Here is a 20225-nt window from a genome sequence, read left to right as displayed (position 1 = left end):
CGCCTCACGGCCATTCGATGGGGTCACCATCGATGACGGTTCTCGCCCCCGGATTATTCCCTGCCGCGGCCTGGGATGCATCCCACAGTCTCGAATAGTGGCCACCGGCGTGTCGGAGTGCGGCGTGTGTGCCCGATTCCACGATGCGTCCGCCGTCGACGACGACCACGAGATCGGCCTGCGCGGCGGTTGCCAGACGGTGCGCCACGATGACCGAAGTGCGCCGCGTGGTGACGAGTCGGCCGGCGTCGAGAACCGCCCTCTCCGTTGCGGGATCGAGCGTCGCGGTCGCTTCGTCGAGAAGCAACAGATCGGGCTCGACGAGTTCGGCGCGGGCGAGTGCGATGAGCTGACGCTGCCCGGCGGACAGGCCCTGCCCACGTTCACCGACAGCGTGACGCATCCCACCACGTAAACCTGCGATCGTGTCGAGTGCGCCGACTGCGCTCGCCGCACGTTCGATGTCCGCACGTTCGGCCGAGGGACGGCCGTAGGCGATGTTCTCGGCGACGGTTCCGGTGAACAGGTGGGCTTCCTGCGGGACGACGCCCAGTCGGCTTCGATACCGGGACAGATCGAATCGTCGAATATCGACGCCGTCCACGTGTACCGCGCCGCTGGTGGGGTCGTAGAAGCGAGCCAGCAGCTTGACGATGGTGGACTTGCCGGCCCCGGTTCTGCCGACCAGTGCCATGGAGGTACCGGCCGGGATATGCAGATCGATGTTTTCGAGCGCGAAGTTCTCGGACCCGGCGTATCCGAAGCCGACGTCCTCGAAACAGACGTCGCCGTGCAGTCTGCCCTCGATCGGCACCTCGTCCGCAGTACGCGCGGCCTCGATGGAGGTGGGGGTGCGCAAAAGGTCGCCGATACGGCGCAGACCGACGGACGCCTGCTGGTACCCGTCGAAGACTTGTGACAACTGCTGAATCGGTCCGAACAGAAGACCCAGGTACAGAATGAACGCGACGAGAACTCCCGCCGTGGTGTGACCGTCGGCCACTTGACGCGCACCGACGAACACCACCGCTGCCAGAGCCACATCCGAGAGGAAGGCGATGAAAGGGAAGTAGAGCGAGATCGCGCGCTGTGAGCGCATCCGGCTTCGAAGGTAGCTCTCCGCGCGTTCGGTGAAACGCCTGGCCGCATACTCCTCGCGCCGGTAGGCCTGGGCGGCGCGCAGGCCCGCGATGTTCTCCTGGAAGTCGGCGTTGACGAGAGAGATTCGCTCGCGCGAAACGGTGTACGCGGCCGACGACACCTTCCTGAACACGAGCGTTGCGGCGATCAACGGTGGGAGTACCGCGAGCGCGACCATCGCAAGTGTCGGATCGGTGACGAGTAGCGCGACCGAGATGCCCACCAATGTCAGGACGCTGACGACAGCCGTGGACATACCGGTCTGGATGAACGACGACAACGCGTCGACGTCGGTCGTCATGCGGGTCATGATTCGGCCCGACAGCTCACGTTCGTAGTAGTCGAGTCCGAGTCGCTGCAGATGGGCGTAGCTGCGTACCCGCAGGCCGAACAGCACTCGCTCACCTGTTCGTGCGGTGAGCACCGTCATGATCGCGACGACGAGCCAGTCGACGGCGACGAGGGCGATGCCGCCGATCGCCGCCACCCACAGCGTCGAAGAATGCTCGGGGACCACACCGTGGTCGACCGCGTACCGGACGATCGAGGGGAATGCAATCCCGGCGAGGGCGTCGAGTGCGAGGCACACGATCACTGCGGCGAGAAGCAGGCGGACGGGCCGAAGGATGCGAGAGAGACCGAAGTTCGGTTCGGGTGTGCGGAGGGCGGAAGTGTCTTCGCCCGGCGTTTCCGTCGCGGGGGGCAACGCACGCACTGCGGCCTCGAGTTCGGGTGTTGCGGCGACGGCGCCGAGTGCGCCCGCCATGGGCCCCTTCCCCGAAGCCGACCCGTGAGAGGTGCGTTCGGGTGTCGCGCTGCCCCCTTCCTCGGGTGGGTCCACGGTTTCGGGCCAGAGCACCGCCTCGGTCGTTCGGGTCGGCGTCGTCACCGGGTGGGGTTCCGGAGGACCGGGTCGGGTCGTCTCGTCGCCGGCGGCGAACAGTTCGCGAAAGAGCGGGCAGCGCTCGTCCAGTTCGTCGACGGTGCCGACATCGATTATTCGTCCCTCGTCCAACACCGCGACGCGGTCCGCCAAGGACAGGGTGGATCGCCGGTGAGCGAGTATCAGCGTCGTTCGCCGTCGGTCCGACCGCAACGCATCGAAGACCGCTGCTTCCGTGGTTGCGTCGACCGCCGACGTGGCGTCGTCGAGCACGAGCACGCGTGGGTCGGTGAGGAGGGCCCGGGCAAGTGCGATGCGTTGCCGCTGGCCTCCCGACAGCGTGAGGCCGCGTTCGCCCACCACTGTGTCGTAACCGTCGGCCAGGGCTGCGATGAAGTCGTCGGCCTGCGCCATCCGTGCCGCTGCCTGGATTTCCTCGGCGGTGGCGTCGGGTCGGCCGAGGGCTATGTTGGCCGCTACCGAGTCCGAGAACAGGAACGGTTCGTCGAACACGAGCGAGACCGCTCCGCGGAGTTCGCCGGCTCGGACGTGGGTGAGGTCGACCGTGTCGTCGGCGCCGACCAACGACACGGTGCCGGAGTCGGGTGTGTAGAAGCGGGGGAGCAGAAGCGACAGTGCGGTCTTGCCCGCACCGGAGGTGCCGACGACGGCAACCGTCTCGCAGGGCGCCAACTTCAGGTCGAGACCGCGGAGAATGCCGCGATCGCTCTCGAATCCGAACGAGACGGATCGCAGCTGCACGCCGAGAGGGCCGTCCGGTACGGGCAGGGGGTGCTGGGGATCGCCCACGTCGGCTTCGGTGTCGATGACGTCGTAGACGCGTTCGACGGCGGCTCTCGACAACTGAGCGAGCACGACCACTGAAGACAACTGGCGGGTGAGGGCCGCCATTGCGGTCACGTAGGTGGCGAAGGCCAGGAACGTGCCGACCGTGATCGACCCGTGCATCGTGAGGAGGCCACCGAACACGATGATCCCGACGAGGCCGAGTTGGGGAAGTGCCGCGATGGTGGGGGCGAAGCGCGAATTGATGTGGGCGGAGCGGATTCGGTGCGCGTACAGAGTTCGGCTGTGCGTTTCGAGTTGGTCGACTGCGTGCTGCTCCTGACCGAAGCCCTTCACGACTCGGACTCCGGTAACCGTTTCCTCGACGTGCTGGGCGAGGTCGGCTGCGCTCTGTTGGGCGGCCCACGTGGCAGCGAAGAGTTTGGGTCGCATCGTCGACACCACATAGGCGACGGCGGGTGCCACGACGAGCGCGACGAGGGTGAGCAGTGGAGACAGCCACACCATGATCGTGAGTGCCAGGACGAACTGCAGCAGTGATCCGATCGACATCGGCACCATCGCGAGGAGACCCTGCACCAATTGGAGGTCGGTGATCGACCGGGACACCACCTGTCCGGTGCGGATGCGGTCCTGTTTACGTCCGTCGAGTCGTTGCAGGGAACCGAGAAGTCGCAGCCGGAGGTCGTGCTGGACGTCGAGGGACAGGCGGCCGGACAGCATGCGCCGTCCGTACTGGCACCCGAACCTGACCGCTGCGAGAGCAGCGATGAGTCCCGCGACGACGGCAACCGTGTGCCCGGGGTCGCCGGCGGCGGCAGAGTCCACCGCCACCTTGGTCAACAGGGGAAAGGTGATGTCGATGACTGCGGCTACGACGGTGACGCCGAGGGCGCCGACGACGATCCCCCGGTGGGTCCAACACTCCCGGGTGAGGCGTCGAATCCAGCCCGGGTCGGGCCTCGACGCCGAGCCGACGACCGGGACGCCGGTTCCCGGTGTCTCGGTTCCCGGAGTCGAGGTCTGTTGTGTCATCGGGTTCCACGTTAGACCCGCGCCCCGACATGTGATTATTCGTGCGAACCGGCCCTCAGGACACGTCGCGGACCCTGGTCAGAGCCCACCCGGCCGCGCCGATGACGAGAGCCCACACCAGCATCGCGGCGGTGCCGGTCGCGAAGGAGGGCAAGGATTCGACAGGGGAGGGGTTGTCCGCGTTCACGATCGCGCCGGTCGTCGCGGAGACGGGCAGGATGCGTGCCAGACCGTCCGCGCCGATCGCACCGAGGGCGAGGCGCAGCAGGAACTCGACGATCGTGTACCAGGCGAGGAGTCCGACGGCGGCGATCGTCACCGATCTGGTCAGCATCGCCAGCCCGCTCCCGACGAGCGACCAGGCGAACGCTGCGATCAGAGCCGCACCCAGTTGGGCGAACAGTGCGGCGTTCACGTGGAAGTCGTCTCCGCCGAATGCGAGCAGGACCGGTAGGGCTGCGACTTCGACGAGGAGACACAGGGCGGTACCGAATGCGGCATTGACCGCGACTTTCGACCCGATCACCACATCTCGGTGCTGTGTGGTCAGGAAACTGGTCGCGAGGGTGTTGTGGCGAAAGTCGGACCCGAAGTTCAGGGCCCCGAACAGGCCGGAGGACAGCACCGCCAGTGCGAGCGGTGCAGCGAGTGCCGTGAGGGTGGCGTACGGGTCGCTTTCGGTGGTGTCTTCGGCCCGGAACATACGCATCAGGGGCAAGGCGATCGCCGCTGCGAACATGCCGACGACGATGGGGACCAGCGCGACCGCCCACCATTCACGGAGGCCGAACACCTTGCGGTACTCCGAGCGCAGAGAATCGATCATCGGGCGCCTCCCGGTCCGTGCCACTGCCGGGGCGGGTGTCCGGGCGGCGGCTGGATCTGTGGGTTGGGGGCCTGACCCTGCCATCTCGCCGGCGGGACCCCGAAGCCTGCCGGGGCCGCCGCGCTCGCTCCCGGAACGAACTGCCCCGACGAGATCTGCCGATACAGCTGTTCGAGTTCGACTCGGTCCTCGAAGACTGCGTACAGGACGACGCCGGTCGATGCGGCGACACGCTCCACGGCGCCCGCAGGCGCGCCCACGACCGCGAGCCTGCCGTCGACGAGCGAGCGAGTGTCGACGACACCGCCGGCGGCAAGAGCGGTCGCGAGTGTGGCCGGATCGGAGCAGGCGACAAGGAGTCGGTCCTGCCGAGCGCGCCGGAGGTGGTCGATATGGCCCTGAAAGGCGAGTCGGCCGCCTCCGAGGACGACGACATGATCGACGAGTTGTTCCACGTCGCGCAGGTTGGTCGCGGTGAGCAGTACCGCTGCGCCGGTGGCGGCGAACCCCTTCAGAAACGCGTGCATCCAGTGCGTTTCCTCCGGATTCAGATCGGTGACTGGTTCGTCGAGGACCAGGATGTGCGGATCGCCGAGCAGGGCGGTCGCCAGGGAGAGTCGTCGCCGCGCTCCCGGCGTCAGTTCGCCGATGGGGCGATGAGCGACGTCGGACAGTCCCACCGTGGACAACGCGTGGTCGGCACGGATATCCGGAACCCCTGCGGCGGCCGTGTGCACGAGAAGGTGCCCGAGTGGAGTTCTGCGCGGATGCGCTCCTCCTGGACCGAGGTCCGCGCCGACGATGCTCGCCGGTCGTCGGAGGTGAGCGAACGGCAGACCCTCCACGGTGACATCACCGGCCGCGGGCCGGACCAGTCCGAGAATCATCCGAAGCACCGTCGTCTTCCCTGACCCAGGGTGCCCCAGCAGACCCGTGACGGAACCGCGACGAACGGTGAACGTGAGGTCCGAGACCGCCTGCACGTCCTTGAAGCTCTTCGACACGTCGTTCACCGCGATGGGTGGCGCGAGGATGCCGGGACCCGCTGCAGTCAATGCGTGCGCCCTCCCTGGCCGAAGTCGAACTGGAAACCCTGCCGACACTACTTCACCGGACCCGAGGACACGGCGGTGCACGGCGGAGCATGCTGGGAGTACTCGTCGTGCTGGGTGTACTCGATTGGGGCAACTCGTGAGCAGCAAGCATCACAAGAATCCGAAGGCGTATCTGACGCCGGCCTACACGGGCCGTTTGTCCATGGAGCCGCTCCCGGCGTTGCGGCTGCCGGAGAAAGAAACCAACCCCGAGGGGGCGTATCGGTTCATTCACGACGAGCTGATGCTGGACGGCAGTTCACGCCTGAATCTTGCGACGTTCGTGACCACGTGGATGGACCCGCAGGCCGACAAGTTGATGGCGGAGACGTTCGACAAGAACATGATCGACAAGGACGAGTATCCGGCGACCGCCGCGATCGAGGCTCGGTGTGTGGCGATGGTTGCCGATCTGTTCCATGCCGAGAATCTGTCGGACACCGATGCCGCGAGTGCAACAGGGGTGTCGACCATCGGGTCGAGCGAGGCGGTGATGCTTGCGGGGTTGGCGATGAAGTGGCGTTGGCGCGCCGCACGGGAATCGGCAAGCGCGGACACCGGACGCCCGAATCTCGTGCTGGGCAGCAATGTTCAGGTGGTGTGGGAGAAGTTCTGCCGTTACTTCGACGTCGAGGCGAAGTATCTTCCGATGGAGCTCGGGCGCTATGTGATCACCGCCGATCAGGTGCGGGAGGCGGTGGACGGGAACACGATCGGCGTCGTCGCGATCGCCGGAACGACCTACACGGGAGAGATCGAAGCGGTCGAGGAGATAGCGGAGGCGCTGGATCGCCTGTCCGAATCGGGTGGCCCGGACGTACCGATGCACGTGGACGCGGCGAGTGGAGGGTTCGTGCTGCCCTTCCTCCACCCGGACCTGAAGTGGGATTTCCGGGTGCCGCGCGTGGTTTCGATCAACGTCAGTGGGCACAAGTACGGACTCACCTATCCGGGTATCGGATTCGTGGTGTGGCGCAGTTCGGAGTACCTGCCGGAGGACTTGGTGTTTCGGGTCAACTACCTCGGCGGAGACATGCCCACATTCACCCTGAACTTCTCGCGGCCGGGAAATCAGGTCGTGGGCCAGTACTACAACTTCCTTCGACTCGGCCGGGCCGGTTATCAGGCGATCATGGAAGCATTGCGCGACACCGCCGTTCGGATGAGTGAGCGGTTGTCGAAGCTCGATGCGGTTCACGTGATCACCGACGGCAGTGCGATTCCGGTGGTCACTTTCGAGCTGGCCGGAGATCCTGGTTTCACCGTCTTCGACGTGTCGCACGAGTTGCGTGCGCGCGGCTGGCAGGTGCCCGCGTACACGATGCCGGCGAACGCCGAGAGCGTGGCGGTTCTGCGTATCGTCGTGCGGGAGGGGTTCAGTGCGGATCTGGGACGCGAGCTGTGCGAGGCGTTCGAGGCGGTGTGCGCGGAACTGAAATCGAAAGGTGGAAGTGGCTCCACAGCGGAGCACTTCGCTCATTAGGAACAGGGGAATATCGATGCTCGTCGTTGCAGGACACATCCGGGTCGCATCCGAACGGCGCGAGGCCTACCTGGAGGGATGCGTGAGCGTCGTCGAGCAGGCCCGCGGAACCCACGGGTGTCTGGACTTCGCCATCACTCCGGACCTGATCGACCCCGAGCGCGTGAACGTGTTCGAGCTCTGGGAAAGCCGGGATGCTGTGGAGAAGTTCCGAGGCAGCGGGCCGAGTGACGAGCAGGGCGCCGAAATGCTGTCGGCGTCTGTGGCCGAGTACGAAGTCGGTGACGTCAGGTCCCTGACGTAGGTCGATTCGGGACGCACAGGTCAGTTCGGGGTGTGTGGGTCAGTTCGGGACCACAGGCGCGTCTATCACCACCGGAAACCGTACCGGCGGGGCGCCGAACGCCTGTCGTGCGTTCTTCATGACGCCCTTGCCGATCGCCCGGTTGCCTGCGCCTCCGATGGCGGCACCGATTCCGGCGGGCACGAGCTTGCCGAGAACCAGTGCACTGCGCTTCGCCGCGTACTTGGCGATCCACTTTCGGACGAGCGAACTGTTGATGCCGCGCATCGTGCTTCCGGGAAGGCGCGAGGTGATGGCCTTGCTCCAGTTCTGCGCGGTCAACCCGGTCGCCTTCTGAACGATCTCCATCCCGGATTCGCCGAGTGCGACCGCGAGAACGAGCGCACGCCGCTGCTGGTGGTCCGCGGGGGAAATGCCGTGGACGCTGGCAATGGCGAGGGTCAAGAGTGCGGACGCCTCGAGGAAGAACGCCGATTCCGCGCCTACCGCGGCGAGTGAGGCGATGGTGCCCACACCGGGGACTGCGGCGGTGGCACCGACGGCCCCGCCACTGCCCGTCACCGCGGCAAGAAACATCTTCTCCATGCGTTCGATGATCTGAGCGGGTGATTCGTCCGGGTGAGCTCGGCGGACGCGGTCGACGTACTTTGCGACGGCAGGGGCTTGGAGGCGGCTGCCGTTGTCCAGGACCGAAACGAGGACCTTCTCGATTCGGCCGTCGGGCGCATTCTCGTTCACGGCCATCGGTGCTCCCATCGAGTTGTGCGTTCGGGTCGACTCTAATCAATCCTCCCCTGTGCGTGGTCAGCGAGTGCAGAGGCTCGCCAACCGCGCACAGGGGGAATTAGGGTGGTGGTCGTGCAGGTATTCGTCGGTGTCCACCGGGTCCCGCCTCCTGCTCTACGGCAGTTCGTTCACGGATACGACGGTTATCGGTTGAGTGGATTCGACCCGGGAGTGCATGCGGGTCTGCCCTCGCCGTATCTCACGGTCGTGCTGTCCCTCGATCGGCCGTTGACTGTGCAGGCCTGCGGCTTCGACGACAGCTACGAATCGCTCGTGGGCGGCCTGTCCATGTCCCCGGTGGCGCTTCCTCACGACGGCAACCAGCACGGCATCCAGATTTCGATGACGCCGATGGGTTCTCGAACACTTCTCGGGATGCCGACCTCCGAACTGGGCGATCTCGTCGTGGAGTTACGCGATGTCATCGGCAGTGACGCCATCGAACTGCGCGAGCGGATCGCCGCGGAGTCCACCTGGGCGGCGCGATTCGCGGTGTGCGACGAGGTGTTCGCCCGGCGCCTCGCCGACGCGAACCCGAACGCCGACGTTCACCACGGCTGGCGTCGACTGGTCGGCGACGGAGGGGCGCGGGTCGCCGATGTCGCCGACGAGATCGGCTGGAGCAGAAGGCATCTGGTGACAAAGATTCGGACCGAGTTCGGGATAACGCCCAAGGACGCGGTTCGGCTCGGTCGTTTCACAGATCCCACCAGCACCTGCGCCGGGACCTGATTCCGCCGTTGTCCGAGATTGCCGGGATGTGCGGTTACTACGACCAGGCGCACATGGCCAGAGACTGGCGAGAATTGGCGGGAATGCCGCCGTCGGAGTGGCGGCGGTCGGAGAACTTCACATTCGTCCAAGACTGGAAGGCCGAAGACGGCGCAGAGTGATCGTCATGAATACGACGAAAACACAAACGATCGTCTGGCCCACCCTCATGTACGCGGACGCGCGCGGCGCGATCCGGTTCCTCGTCGACGTTCTCGGATTCGTGGAAACCGCGGTGTACGGCGAAGGAGATCTCGTCGAACACGCGGAACTCGCCTGGCCGGGCGGCGGCGGCATCATGCTCGGCTCGAGTAGGCCCGAATCGGATTGCCAGCTTCCAGTGGGCGTCGGCTCCATCTACGTGGTGATAGACAACCCGGACGAACTGTACGACCGGGTCGTGAAAGCGGATGCGACCATCACCCGCGAGTTGCGCGACGAGGACTACGGCTCCCGTGGGTTCACCTGCCGCGATCCAGAAGGGGTTTTCTGGAACTTCGGAACGTACGGCGGAGCCTGAGTAGTCATCCCACCCGGTGCGACGCCGGGACGACCTCTTCGGGTTTGGGAGGGTTCGGCGGCGTGCCCGCGCCGAACGGGCGCCCGCCGAGCTTCTCGCGACCGTGCGGTTCGAGCCAATTCTTCGGGTCGGGCCCCTTGGGAACGATCCCGGTGGGGTTCACATCGGTGTGGACGACGTAGTAGTGATCCTTGATATGGGTGAAGTCGATGGTGTCGCCGAAACCGGGGGTCTGGAACAGGTCGCGCGCGTAGGCCCACAACACGGGCATTTCCGTGAGCTTGCTGCGGTTGCACTTGAAGTGCCCGTGATAGACGGCGTCGAACCGGGCCAAGGTGGTGAAGAGTCGTACGTCGGCCTCGGTGATGGTGTCTCCCACGAGGAATCGTTGCCCGGAGAGACGTTCGGTGAGCCAGTCGAGGCGGTCGAACAGGCGATCGTATGCGCTTTCGTACGCATCCTGTGAGCCCGCGAATCCACACCGATACACGCCGTTGTTGACGTCACGGAACACCAGATCGGCCACCTCGTCGATCTCGGTCCGAAGGTCTTCCGGGTAGAGATCCGGCGCGCCCTCCCTGTGGTATTGCTTCCACTCGGTCGACAGATCGAGGGTCATCTGGGGAAAGTCGTTGGTCACTACCTGGCCGGACGGAATGTCCACGATTGCCGGAACGGTGATACCTCGCGGGTAGTCGGGAACTCGAGCGAAGTATGCGTCCTGGATTCGGGGAATCTTCAGGACAGGGTCGACGCCACCGGGGTCGAGATCGAAGGTCCAGCTGCGCTGATCGTGGGTCGGGCCACACACTCCCATGGAGAGGACGTCTTCGAGGCCCAGAAGGCGTCGAACGATGATGGCCCGATTCGCCCACGGGCAGGCACGTGCGACCACCAATCGGTAGCGGCCGGGCTCCACGGGGTAGCCGTCCCGGCCGTCTGCGGTGATTCGGGTTTCGATGTAACGGGTGTCCCGGGTGTACTCCGTGCCGGGTTGCACGTAGGAATTCTCTTCTGGTGCAGTCTGGTTGGAATCCGAATCACTCTTCGTCACGCATCGTCCCCCTTGTCGTCTGGCTGTTGTCGGTAGCCTACCCCTATTTTGGTTGAACGTTCAGGGACAAACGCAGGCCGCCTTCGATGTAACCGAGTCTTCGTGCGAGTGCTTGTCCCGCGAAATTGTCTCGGTGTACCCGAAATTGGGGGATCAGTCCGGAATCGAGCGCGTCGTCTGTGGCGAATCGTCCTACGGCCGAGGCGAGTCCGTTCCGGCGGTGCGTGGGTGCGGTGAGTACCGCGACATCGGCGACGAGACCTTCCTTCTCGAGGTAGCCGGCCGTCGAGGTCGGGTACTCGTCGTCGGTGAGGATCGTGAAGGACGTGTCCTGCTGGTCGAGGTGCAGGTCCGCAATGTCGTCCGGTGGACACAGGCGCGCGACTGCGTGGGCGTGGTGTGGCTCGCGGGACACGAGCGGGCCATCGTCGTCCGGTCCGCCGTCCTCCGGCCCGGCACCGACGGCGGCGTAGTCCGTGGCGAAGTACAGGATCTCCGGTCCGATGCATCGAGCGGATCGGTCTTCGGTCAACGACAGGAGTGTGGCGGGGTCGGCGAACGCGTCGAGAGCGCTGCCCGCGGTCCGGTCGGTGAGGTACGTGGGGCCCACCAGGGCGCAGACGTCACCGAGTCGAAGGAACTCGACAGTCGTAGAGGACCCGCCCTCGTGGGTGCCGGAGTTGGACAGGGCGTCGTCGGAAAGCCCCAGAGTGCGGGCCCACGCAAGGCGTGCGATGGCGAGTTGGTGCGAGTCCATCCGTTCACCGTATCGACCGGGGCCCGAGTATTCGGCGCCGTTGCTCGAGCGAGGATACGAGCGTATATTCCATGTGGACTATTTGGAGTGGGGTATCTGATGGATGGAGGCAAGCGAAGTGAGTTCGGACCTGACTCCGCTCGCTGTGACCGTCCTCGGGCTACTCGGTGAGCGAGCCATGCACCCGTACGAGATGTACCAGCTGGCGGCTTTTCGACGCGGTGAGCGTCTGGTCAAGATCCGACCGGGGTCGCTGTATCACACGGTCGATCGACTCGAGCGGGACGGAATGGTGGTCGCGGTCGGCACCGACCGCGACGGCAAGCGGCCGGAGCGCACGACGTACGAGATCACCGATGCCGGGCGGGGGGCCATCGAAGGCACTCTCCACCGCATGCTGGAAGTCCCGGTCAACGAGTACGCGCGCTTTCCTGTTGCCCTGGCCGAAGCGCACAATCTCGACGTCGAGACCGTCATCGGATTGCTCCGAAAGCGGATCGCGGCCCTGTCCGAAGAGATCGATGCCGTGTCCGAAAAGTGGGTCATGGCGGACGAAATGAACCTACCCCGCATCTTTCGCTTCGGCGAAGAATATCTACAGGTCGTCGCGCGTGCCGAACGTGAGTGGCTGACAGGCGTGATCGAACAACTCGAGACCGGGGAGATCCCCTGGCTCTCACAAGAACTCGTCGAGAGCATCGAGCGCTCGATTCGACTCACCGGACAGCCGGCGGAACAGACAGGGGACAACAAATGACTACCGAGAGCGTCGGCCCGGAGTCGACCACGGAGCGGAGTCCATGGCCGGCGTTGTGGGCGCTGGTCATCGGATTCTTCATGATTCTGGTCGACAGCACGATCGTCGCCGTTGCGAATCCCGCGATCATGAACGACCTGCAGAGCGACATCAACAGTGTCGTGTGGGTGACCAGTGCCTACTTGCTGGCCTACGCCGTACCGCTGCTGGTCACTGGCCGGTTGGGTGACCGGTTCGGCCCGAAGAACGTCTACCTGATCGGACTGGTCCTGTTCACCGGCGCATCACTGTGGTGCGGTTTGTCGGAGTCCATCGCGATGCTGATCGTCGCTCGCGTGTTCCAAGGCTTCGGCGCGGCGCTCATGACCCCGCAGACGATGTCGGTCATTACCCGGACGTTCCCGCCGGACCGCCGTGGAACCGCCATGGGCCTGTGGGGCGCAGTGGCCGGTGTGGCGACGTTGGTGGGCCCGCTCGCCGGCGGTGTTCTGGTGGACAACCTCGGCTGGGAATGGATCTTCATCGTCAACGTCCCGGTGGGTGTGATCGCGTTCGTGATGGCGTGGCGACTGGTGCCGACCCTGCCGACTCACAGCCACAGCTTCGACATCCCAGGTGTGTTCCTGAGTGCCGCGGGCATGTTCTTCCTCGTGTTCGGTATCCAGGAGGGGAGTACCTACGACTGGTCGGGGCTCGTATTGCTCTCCATCGGTGCGGGTCTGGTCATTCTCGGCATGTTCGTCTGGTACCAGTCGTGGAGCAGAAGAGAACCGTTGGTTCCTCTGGGGCTCTTCGCCGATCGCAACTTCTCGCTCGCGAACGTGGCCATCACCGCGATGGGGTTCGCCATCACCGCGATGGTTTTGCCGCTGATGTTCTACACACAGGCCGTTCGGGGCATGACCCCGACGACGTCGGCGCTATTGTTGGTTCCGATGGCAGTTCTGACTGGCGTGTTCGCGCCCTTCGTCGGGCGGTTGGTCGACCGCACCCACCCGCGATACATCGCTGGCACGGGGTTCTTGATGTTCGCGGTGGCGCTGGGCTGGTTGGCTTCCGTGATGACGCCGCAGGCACAGGTGTGGCACCTGTTGTTGCCGATCGGACTGATCGGTCTCGCCAACGCGTGCATCTGGTCTCCGCTGGCGGCGACAGCCACCCACAACCTGCCACCGCAGAAGGCCGGTGCCGGTGCGGGCGTGTACAACACCACGCGGCAGGTGGGTGCGGTGCTCGGCAGTGCGGCCATCGGTGCCCTCATCACCGCGCGCCTCTCGGCAGGCGGGTTGAGTGGCGGCAGTGAGGAATCAGCCACGCAGCAGCTGCCGGAGTTCGTTCGTGACCCGTTCAGTACTGCGATGTCCGAGTCGATGTGGCTACCTGCTGTCGTGCTGCTCGTGGGCTTCGTCGCCGCGGTGTTCTTCGCACGTCCGGGTGGGCAGGCTACTGCCGAAGCCGTCTCGGCTGGTACCGAAACGAATCCGGAAAGAGCACTGCAGGATTGAGGTAGTCGTCCGGGTCGAGGGCTTTCTTGAGCGTCCACATGGTGCTGATGTCCTCGGGTGACAACGTCAGGTCCAGGTAGTTGCGCTTGAGCGTGCCGACCCCGTGTTCGGAACTCACGTTTCCGTGGTGGCTGCGGACCACCTCGAGGATCGCGGGGTAGATCTCCGCGTCGTCGGGGCAGCGCAACACGTTGAAGTGGATGTTCCCTTCCGCGATGTGACCGAACAGAACCGGAAGTGCGTCGGGGGCGAGCCGGCCGACGGTCGTCACCGCCTCGGCTGCGAAATCGGCCAACGTGTCGAGCGGTAGGGCCGCGTCGAACTTCACGGGCGGGCCGAACAGCCCGACCAGGTCGGCGAAGACCTCGCGAGCGGCCCACACCCGCTCACGGCCTGTCGCGTCCGTACCCACGGCCGGTTCGTCGCGGATATTGCAGCGCGACAACGCAGTTGCCAACTCTTCGGTGCGATCCTCGTTACCTGAGAACTCGACGAGGAGGTGCCACGGCAGGCCCGTCGGAACCGATGCTCCGAGATACTCGGCGGCGAGCCTCAGGCCACGACCGTCGATCAGTTCGAGGGCGTCCACGGCGCCGTACCGACGCAGAATCCGGCCGGCGTCGATCACGTCCTCGAGTCGATCGAAACCCGCCAGCGCACACACTCGACGAGAAGGAACCGGTCGCAGGGCAACGTCGACGGCGGTGACGATCCCGAGGGTTCCCTCGCTGCCTGCCCACAGGGACAGCAGGTCGTAGCCGGTGTTGTCCGAGGGGACTCGGGGTGTGCGCCGCACGATGGAACTGTCGGGGAGTACCACCTCCAGCCCGGTCACCTGGGCGGACATGTTGCCGTAGCGGACCGTGTGCAGTCCGCCGGCATTGGTTGCGACCATCCCACCCACGGTGGCCGAGTCCCTCGACGCGATGTCGACACCGAAAAGCAGCCCCGCGTCCGCTGCGGTCTGGTGCAGACGAGCCAGGGTGACGCCCGCACCCACCGTGACGCGCATTTCGTCGTGGTTCACGGCGCCGACGTCGACGAGTCTTTCCGTGGACAGCAGAACGTCGTCGTTCTCGGGCACCGTGCCGGCGACGAGGCCGGTGCGACCGCCCTGCACGGTGACCTTTGCCCCGTGTTCTCGGCAGGCGGCGAGCACCGCGGCAACCTGAGCCGTGTTCGCGGGACGAACGAGAGCGACGGCTCGGCCGCTGTGGCGGCCGGTGTGATCGGTGGTGCGCGGGCCGACTATCGCCTGATCGGTGGTGACGTACCTGCCGCCCACCACCGCGGCGAGGGCCTCTTCCAGGACAGTCGTCGTGTGCTCCTCGGTCACCCCATGATCGTAGGCCCGGGACCTGTGGCACTCTGTCGTCATGACCGAGTCTTCGAAGACGGATCAGCCCACGCGACTGGAACGAGTGACGACCGATGGGGGCGCAGAAGTTGCCATCCTGACGTTCGCGCACGGACCCCTCAACCTTTTCGACCAGGACATGTTCGATTCGGTACGGGCACGTGTGGCGGAACTGACCGACCACCCACCGCGCGCGGTGCTGCTGCGATCAGAAGGCAAGGTGGTCTCGGGCGGCGTCGACGTCAAGGTCTTCTCGGGTCTCGACGCCGAGCAGGGTGCCGAACTGTGGCAGGAACTGTTCGCGACGGTGTGTCATCCGCTCGAGGCGTTGCCGTGCCCCGTCGTGTACGCGGCGCACGGACTGACACTCACGGCTGCCTTCGAGATCGCACTCGCCTGCGACATCATCCTCGCCGGTCCCAGGGCCAAGTTCGGTCTCGTCGAGACGGTCGTCGGGCTGACCCCGTCGATGGGTGGGCCGCAGCGTCTCGCCGAGCGCGCCGGCTCGGGGCGTGCACGGGAACTGGTGATGACCGGCGATCTGTACGACGTGGAAACGATGCATGCCTGGGGCGTCGTCAATGCGGTGCACGAGGACGTCGACGAGGCGGCCCGAGCCCTCGCTGCCCGTTTGGCGGATGGTCCGACGCGAGCGCACGCCGCCACCAAGCAGATCGTCGAGGCCTGGCGGTCCGGCGGAATCGCGCACGCCGACTCCGTGACACCGACGGTCTCGGGTGACCTGTTCGAAACGGAGGACTTGATCGGCGCGGTCCGGAGCTTCCTCGACGTGGGACCGGGCAAGGCCACCTACTCGGGTAGATGAGCCGTACGCCGCACGTTGCGAGACGAAATGTGACCTACGCCATATAGTCGTCTGTACTGATCGCGAGAGCGGAGGTGCGGATGTCGTCATCGTTTGTGGAGTATCCGAGTAGTCGGCGGTTTCTCCGCGACGACAGGATGGTGCGAGGGCGCGACGGGTTACTGCGGTACGGCGGGCTCGAACCGTCCTTGTCGGAGCTTCTGGACATCGCCGTTCACCGATTCTCGGATCGGACGGCTGTGGAGGAATTGGGCGGTGAGTCGCTCACCTACGCCAAATTGTGGCAGTCCGCCGCACACGTCGCGGGCGGCCTCAAGGCTCACGGAGTCGAGATCGGGGACCGGGTGGCGGTCTGTCAGCCGGTGGGTGCGCGCTGGGTGGAGGCTTTCCTCGGGATAGTTCTGGCGGGCGCCGTGCCGGTCACGGTCGATCCGGCCTGGGGAGCAGACCGGGTCCACCTCGTCGAGGACGACAGCGGCGCGATGATGACACTGGCGTCGGAGCTGCCCGAGGGCATCGCTTTCATCGACGACGGCGCGGCTCTCGAGGAGATGGCGCTGCTCGCCTATACCTTCGACAGTGGGCATGCCACCGGCGTCGAGCTCAGCAACGAGAATCTTCTGTCGAGCATCGAGTCGATCGTCCACCTCAGGGCTTTCGGTGATGCCGGGATTCGCAACCTCGTGGTCGATCCGGACCTGCAGACCGTGGCGTCCGCAGTGGAGGTGTTGTCGACGCTGGCGGTCGGCGGCACGGTCGTTCTCACCACGAGCACCGAGGTGGAGGCGTGGTGGTCGAGCGCTGCCGACGTTCTCACGGCGACGCCGGCGACGTTGCTGGCCGCGCTCGAGACACACGACGTCACAGATTTCGGACGTCGCACCGTGCGGTGGATCGATTACAGCGGGGACGGGTTCGGTATGCGGGATGCGGCCGCGCTCCGAGAAGCGTTTCCCGGCGCAAAGCACTTCGCGAGTTGGGGACTCACCGAAACTTGCGGGGTGGGCTTCGTGCTGCCGGACGGGTGCGGAGTCGGTGACGTCGGCACCGTAGGAATTGCATACGGCGGAATGGAAGTGGCACTGTTTGGACCGGACGCCGAGCGTGGTCTCGGCGAACTTCTCTGCCGCGGTCCGGGTGTGGCGCGTGGCTATTGGAACCGGCCGCAGGAGACCGCGGACAGCTTCACCGGTGGCTGGTTTCACACGGGCGATTCCGCGTCGGTCGACGACGAAGGATTCGTGCGGATCACGTCCCGAAAGGCAGTTGCATGAGTCGTCCGGTCGCCGAGTTGCACATGCACATCGAAGGGTCTCTCGAACCGGAGCTGATCTTCGAGCTCGCCGATCGGAATCGAATCGATCTGCCGTACAAGGACATGGACGACCTGCGCTCACGCTACGAGTTCACCGACCTGCAGTCGTTCCTCGATCTGTACTTCACCAACATGCGGGTGCTGCGCACGGAGCAGGACTTCGCCGATCTCACCCGCGCCTACTTCGAGCGGGCAGCCGGAGCCGGCGTCGCGCACGCGGAGGTCTTCTGCAACCCACAGGCCCACATGGCACGGGGTGTTGCGTTGGAAACCGTCGTGGACGGGATGGCGGATGCGGTCGCGTCCAGCGAACGAGATTTCGGCCTCAGTACGAGTGTCATCGCCGCAGTGTTGCGGGACAGGCCGGTCGGCGAGGCCGCGGACATGCTCGGTGACCTTCTCGCCATGCGGGCGCCGATCGTCGGGATCGGACTCGACTCGGCGGAAGTCGGCAATCCGCCGTCGCTGTTCGAGGACGTGTTTGCGCGTGCTCGTGCCGAGGGTCTGCACGTGGTGGCCCACGCGGGCGAGGAGGGGCCGCCCGAATACGTCTGGCAGGCACTGGATCTGCTCGGGGCCGAGCGCATCGACCACGGTGTGCGCGCCCTCGAGGATCCGGAGTTGGTTCGGCGCCTCGTGGACGAGGAGATTCCGCTCACGGTGTGCCCGTTGTCGAACGTCCGATTGCGGGTGTTCGACTCCATCGAGGACCATCCTCTGCGCCGCATGATGGACGAGGGGCTCGTCGTCACCGTGAACTCCGACGACCCTGCCTATTTCGGCGGCTACGTGGACGACAACTTCGAGGCTCTTCGCGGTGGCATCGACCTGACGGACGACGAGCGGGATCTGCTGGCCCGCAACTCGATCCGTGCTGCCTTCGCGAGCGATGCGCGGAAGGCGGAACTGCTCGCCGAGTTCTGATACCGGCGCCACGGCCTGCCGACTCGAACTCGGTTGCGTCAGTTACCGGCCCAGGACCTGCTGCAGGTATGGGTTGTCGAACATCCGATCCGGGTCGTATTTGTCGCGGACGGCCAGGAAGTCGTCGAAATGGCGATAGGTGGAACGGAGATCGTCGGCGGTACGGCTGTGCATCTTGCCCCAGTGCGGACGTCCGTCGACGGCACGGGCAATCTGCTCGACCGCATCGAAGTAGGTTTCGTGTTCACGTCGGTGGTACTGGTGCACGGCGATGTATGCGGTTTCGCGGCCGTGGGCGGTGGACAGCCAGACGTCGTCGGCGGCGGCGAAGCGGACCTCGACGGGAAACGCCACCGTGAATCCGGAGCGATTCACCCAGTTGTCGATCTCGGTGAGGGTCGCTTCCAACGCGTCTGCGGGTATCGCATACTCCATCTCACGGAATCGGACACGCCGTGCGGAGGCGAACACGCGGTAGCTGCGGTCGGTGAATTCGCGACGACCGAGCGCGCGAGAGGTGAGTCGGTTGATCCGCGGAATCGCCGATGGCACGAGTGTGGAGATTCGGTTGACGCCCTCGAAGACGGCGTTGCTCAGAATTTCGTCCTCGACGTATGCACGCACGGGGTGCACGGGGGTGTTCGGTGTGTTGCGCGGCCGTCGCGTGTTGCGTTTCGTCTGAGTCCGGCGGGTGTGTGGAAACCAGTAGAACTCGAAGTGGTCGACGAGTTCTCGGTCGCGTTGGAGTTGCGCGAGGGTGTCGTCGAGCGATTCCGGTGCTTCGACGGCGGTCAGCGAGAAGAGCGGAACGCAGTGGAGGGTGATCTTCGAGAGGATTCCGATGGCACCCAGGCCCAGACGGGCGGCCTCGAACAGCTCGGCGTTCTCCGTGGGGGAGCAGTCGGCAACCGAACCGTCGGAAAGGACGATCTGAAGACCGACGACCTGCGTTGCGAGTCCACCGAACCCGGCACCCGTGCCGTGCGTTCCGGTGGAGATTGCGCCCGCGATGGACTGAGCGTCGATGTCGCCGAGATTGGTCATCGCGAAACCGCGGTACCACAGCATCTCGTTGAGGTCGTGGAGACGAGTGCCCGCCAGGACGGTGACGTGGGCGCCGTCGGCGATCAAGTTCAGGGTTTCGATGCCGGTCAGGGCGTCGAGGTTGATCAGTACACCGTCCGTGACTGCGACGCCGGTGAACGAATGCCCTGCACCCACGGCCTTCACGTGTAGTCCGCGGCGCGCCGCATCCTGCACGATCTTCCGAAGTTCGGACACCGATTGCGGAGTCTCGAATCGATGCGGATGGGCAGATTGTGTGCCTGCCCAGTTGCGCCACGTGTCCAGTGCCATGCGAACAATAATGAACTTGGACGACCGTCCAGGCAAATATCCCCGGTGGGACGCCGACGTCGATCTACGATCGACACATGCTGAACAGGCTTCCTGCAGACGAACGTCGGGCTCAGTTGATCGAGTCCGCGCTCGCGATTGCAGAACAACGGGGCGTTGCGTCCGTGACGGTGCGCGCGGTCGCAGAGGAAGCGGGCGTATCTCTCGGCGTCGTGCACTATTGCTTCGAAAGCAAGGAGGCGCTGCTCGCCGCAATGGGGCAGGCGCTCGTCCTGCAGTTGAGCGAGTCCTTGCGGGTGGCGTTCGGGCAGGTGCGTCATGCGCCGCAGCTCGTGGGCGTGACTGGGCTCCGCGAACTGCTGCACATCGGTCTCAGTGCGATGTGGCCCATTCTCGAGGAAACGCCGGATCGTCAGTTGTTGACGTACGAGATCACCGCGTTGTCGCTGCGTCACCGAGCAGGGGGAGCGCAGCACGCGGGCGAGATCGCCAACGAGCAGTATCGAATCATGGACGACGAAGCGGCGGGCTTCTTCGAGGAATGTGCACGCATGGCGAAAGTGCGGTGGTTGGAGCCGGTCGAGTCGGTGTCACGGTTTGCGTTGGCCGTACTGGACGGCCTCGTGCTTCGGTGGCTGGTCGATCGGGACGGTGAGGCCATGATTGCCGCACTGGACGATCTGGTGCGGGTGGTCGCGGACAAGGCGACTGAAGCGTAAGGCTGT

19 protein-coding genes are annotated in these 20225 nt (G+C 65.3%); 11 read left to right on the top strand and 8 right to left on the bottom strand.

From position 1 onward, the window contains the following. Positions 1-4: 4 nt before the first annotated feature. Genes ACFWO3_RS10540 through ACFWO3_RS10530 form a run of 3 tightly spaced genes read right to left on the bottom strand, consistent with a single transcriptional unit; the run spans position 5 to position 5746 of the window. Positions 5-3865, bottom strand: a complete 3861-nt coding sequence (locus ACFWO3_RS10540) for an ABC transporter ATP-binding protein (RefSeq protein ID WP_378576946.1) — start codon at positions 3863-3865, stop codon at positions 5-7. A 55-nt stretch (positions 3866-3920) separates the two neighbouring features. Beyond that, positions 3921-4691, bottom strand: a complete 771-nt coding sequence (locus ACFWO3_RS10535) for a hypothetical protein (protein WP_378576944.1) — start codon at positions 4689-4691, stop codon at positions 3921-3923. Next, positions 4688-5746: an ABC transporter ATP-binding protein gene (locus ACFWO3_RS10530; RefSeq protein ID WP_378576942.1), complete on the bottom strand. Its 1059-nt coding sequence runs from the start codon at positions 5744-5746 to the stop codon at positions 4688-4690. The genes ACFWO3_RS10535 and ACFWO3_RS10530 overlap by 4 nt, the downstream gene beginning before the upstream one ends. Positions 5747-5882: 136 nt before the next feature. On the opposite strand from ACFWO3_RS10530, the gene ACFWO3_RS10525 reads away from it, so the two are divergent. Both ACFWO3_RS10525 and ACFWO3_RS10520 read left to right on the top strand, forming a co-directional pair. Then, on the top strand, positions 5883-7268 hold the full coding sequence (locus ACFWO3_RS10525) for a glutamate decarboxylase (RefSeq protein WP_378576940.1): 1386 nt from the start codon (positions 5883-5885) through the stop codon (positions 7266-7268). Positions 7269-7284: 16 nt separating this feature from the next. Then, on the top strand, positions 7285-7572 hold the full coding sequence (locus tag ACFWO3_RS10520) for a putative quinol monooxygenase (RefSeq protein ID WP_378576939.1): 288 nt from the start codon (positions 7285-7287) through the stop codon (positions 7570-7572). 39 nt (positions 7573-7611) lie between these two features. Here the strand turns inward: ACFWO3_RS10520 and ACFWO3_RS10515 are convergent, their stop codons facing one another. Then, the gene (locus ACFWO3_RS10515) at positions 7612-8316 is read right to left on the bottom strand and encodes a hypothetical protein (RefSeq protein WP_378576937.1); all 705 of its coding nucleotides are present in this window, start codon (positions 8314-8316) and stop codon (positions 7612-7614) included. Between the two features lie 114 nt (positions 8317-8430). Here ACFWO3_RS10515 and ACFWO3_RS10510 point away from each other — a divergent pair, with 114 nt between their 5' ends. The 3 genes from ACFWO3_RS10510 to ACFWO3_RS10500 are packed head-to-tail and all read left to right on the top strand — an operon-like array spanning position 8431 to position 9649. Continuing rightward, positions 8431-9090 carry an AraC family transcriptional regulator gene (locus tag ACFWO3_RS10510; protein WP_378576935.1) on the top strand — a complete coding sequence of 220 codons (660 nt, stop codon included), beginning with the start codon at positions 8431-8433 and terminating at the stop codon, positions 9088-9090. An 8-nt stretch (positions 9091-9098) separates the two neighbouring features. Continuing rightward, entirely contained in the window at positions 9099-9251 is a 153-nt protein-coding gene (locus tag ACFWO3_RS10505; protein ID WP_378576933.1) for a helix-turn-helix domain-containing protein, read from the top strand. Positions 9252-9256: 5 nt separating this feature from the next. Beyond that, positions 9257-9649 carry a VOC family protein gene (locus tag ACFWO3_RS10500; protein ID WP_378576931.1) on the top strand — a complete coding sequence of 131 codons (393 nt, stop codon included), beginning with the start codon at positions 9257-9259 and terminating at the stop codon, positions 9647-9649. Between the two features lie 4 nt (positions 9650-9653). On the opposite strand, the gene ACFWO3_RS10495 is transcribed toward ACFWO3_RS10500, so the two are convergent. Together ACFWO3_RS10495 and ACFWO3_RS10490 are read right to left on the bottom strand one after the other, a co-directional pair. Next, positions 9654-10703: a glutathione S-transferase family protein gene (locus ACFWO3_RS10495; RefSeq protein ID WP_378576929.1), complete on the bottom strand. Its 1050-nt coding sequence runs from the start codon at positions 10701-10703 to the stop codon at positions 9654-9656. Between the two features lie 43 nt (positions 10704-10746). Continuing rightward, on the bottom strand, positions 10747-11460 hold the full coding sequence (locus tag ACFWO3_RS10490) for a GNAT family N-acetyltransferase (protein WP_378576927.1): 714 nt from the start codon (positions 11458-11460) through the stop codon (positions 10747-10749). Between the two features lie 118 nt (positions 11461-11578). On the opposite strand from ACFWO3_RS10490, the gene ACFWO3_RS10485 reads away from it, so the two are divergent. Next, entirely contained in the window at positions 11579-12217 is a 639-nt protein-coding gene (locus ACFWO3_RS10485) for a PadR family transcriptional regulator (RefSeq protein ID WP_378576925.1), read from the top strand. Further along, the gene (locus ACFWO3_RS10480) at positions 12214-13722 is read left to right on the top strand and encodes a DHA2 family efflux MFS transporter permease subunit (RefSeq protein WP_378576922.1); all 1509 of its coding nucleotides are present in this window, start codon (positions 12214-12216) and stop codon (positions 13720-13722) included. Before ACFWO3_RS10485 ends, ACFWO3_RS10480 begins: the two co-directional genes overlap by 4 nt. Here the strand turns inward: ACFWO3_RS10480 and ACFWO3_RS10475 are convergent. Further along, entirely contained in the window at positions 13661-15100 is a 1440-nt protein-coding gene (locus ACFWO3_RS10475; RefSeq protein ID WP_378576920.1) for an FAD-binding oxidoreductase, read from the bottom strand. The two genes, ACFWO3_RS10480 and ACFWO3_RS10475, sit on opposite strands and share 62 nt — an antisense overlap. On the opposite strand from ACFWO3_RS10475, the gene ACFWO3_RS10470 reads away from it, so the two are divergent. The 3 genes from ACFWO3_RS10470 to ACFWO3_RS10460 all read left to right on the top strand — a co-directional run bounded on the left by ACFWO3_RS10470 (position 15099) and on the right by ACFWO3_RS10460 (position 18144). Continuing rightward, positions 15099-15905, top strand: a complete 807-nt coding sequence (locus tag ACFWO3_RS10470) for an enoyl-CoA hydratase/isomerase family protein (protein WP_378576918.1) — start codon at positions 15099-15101, stop codon at positions 15903-15905. The genes ACFWO3_RS10475 and ACFWO3_RS10470 overlap by 2 nt on opposite strands. Before the next feature lie 80 nt (positions 15906-15985). Beyond that, complete coding sequence (locus ACFWO3_RS10465; RefSeq protein ID WP_378576916.1) at positions 15986-17179, top strand: class I adenylate-forming enzyme family protein; 1194 nt, start codon at positions 15986-15988, stop codon at positions 17177-17179. Continuing rightward, complete coding sequence (locus ACFWO3_RS10460; protein ID WP_378576914.1) at positions 17176-18144, top strand: adenosine deaminase; 969 nt, start codon at positions 17176-17178, stop codon at positions 18142-18144. Before ACFWO3_RS10465 ends, ACFWO3_RS10460 begins: the two co-directional genes overlap by 4 nt. 42 nt (positions 18145-18186) lie before the next feature. On the opposite strand, the gene ACFWO3_RS10455 is transcribed toward ACFWO3_RS10460, so the two are convergent. After that, complete coding sequence (locus ACFWO3_RS10455) at positions 18187-19500, bottom strand: D-arabinono-1,4-lactone oxidase (protein WP_378576912.1); 1314 nt, start codon at positions 19498-19500, stop codon at positions 18187-18189. 77 nt (positions 19501-19577) lie between these two features. Between ACFWO3_RS10455 and ACFWO3_RS10450 the strand changes: the two genes are divergently transcribed. Further along, the gene (locus ACFWO3_RS10450) at positions 19578-20219 is read left to right on the top strand and encodes a TetR/AcrR family transcriptional regulator (RefSeq protein WP_378576910.1); all 642 of its coding nucleotides are present in this window, start codon (positions 19578-19580) and stop codon (positions 20217-20219) included. The last annotated feature ends 6 nt before the right edge of the window (positions 20220-20225 follow it).

The sequence above is a fragment of the Rhodococcus sp. NPDC058521 genome, from assembly GCF_042719695.1.
Taxonomy (GTDB): domain Bacteria; phylum Actinomycetota; class Actinomycetes; order Mycobacteriales; family Mycobacteriaceae; genus Rhodococcus_F.
Note: the sequence above shows the minus strand (reverse complement) of the source record. Positions and strands in the feature narration are given on the sequence as shown.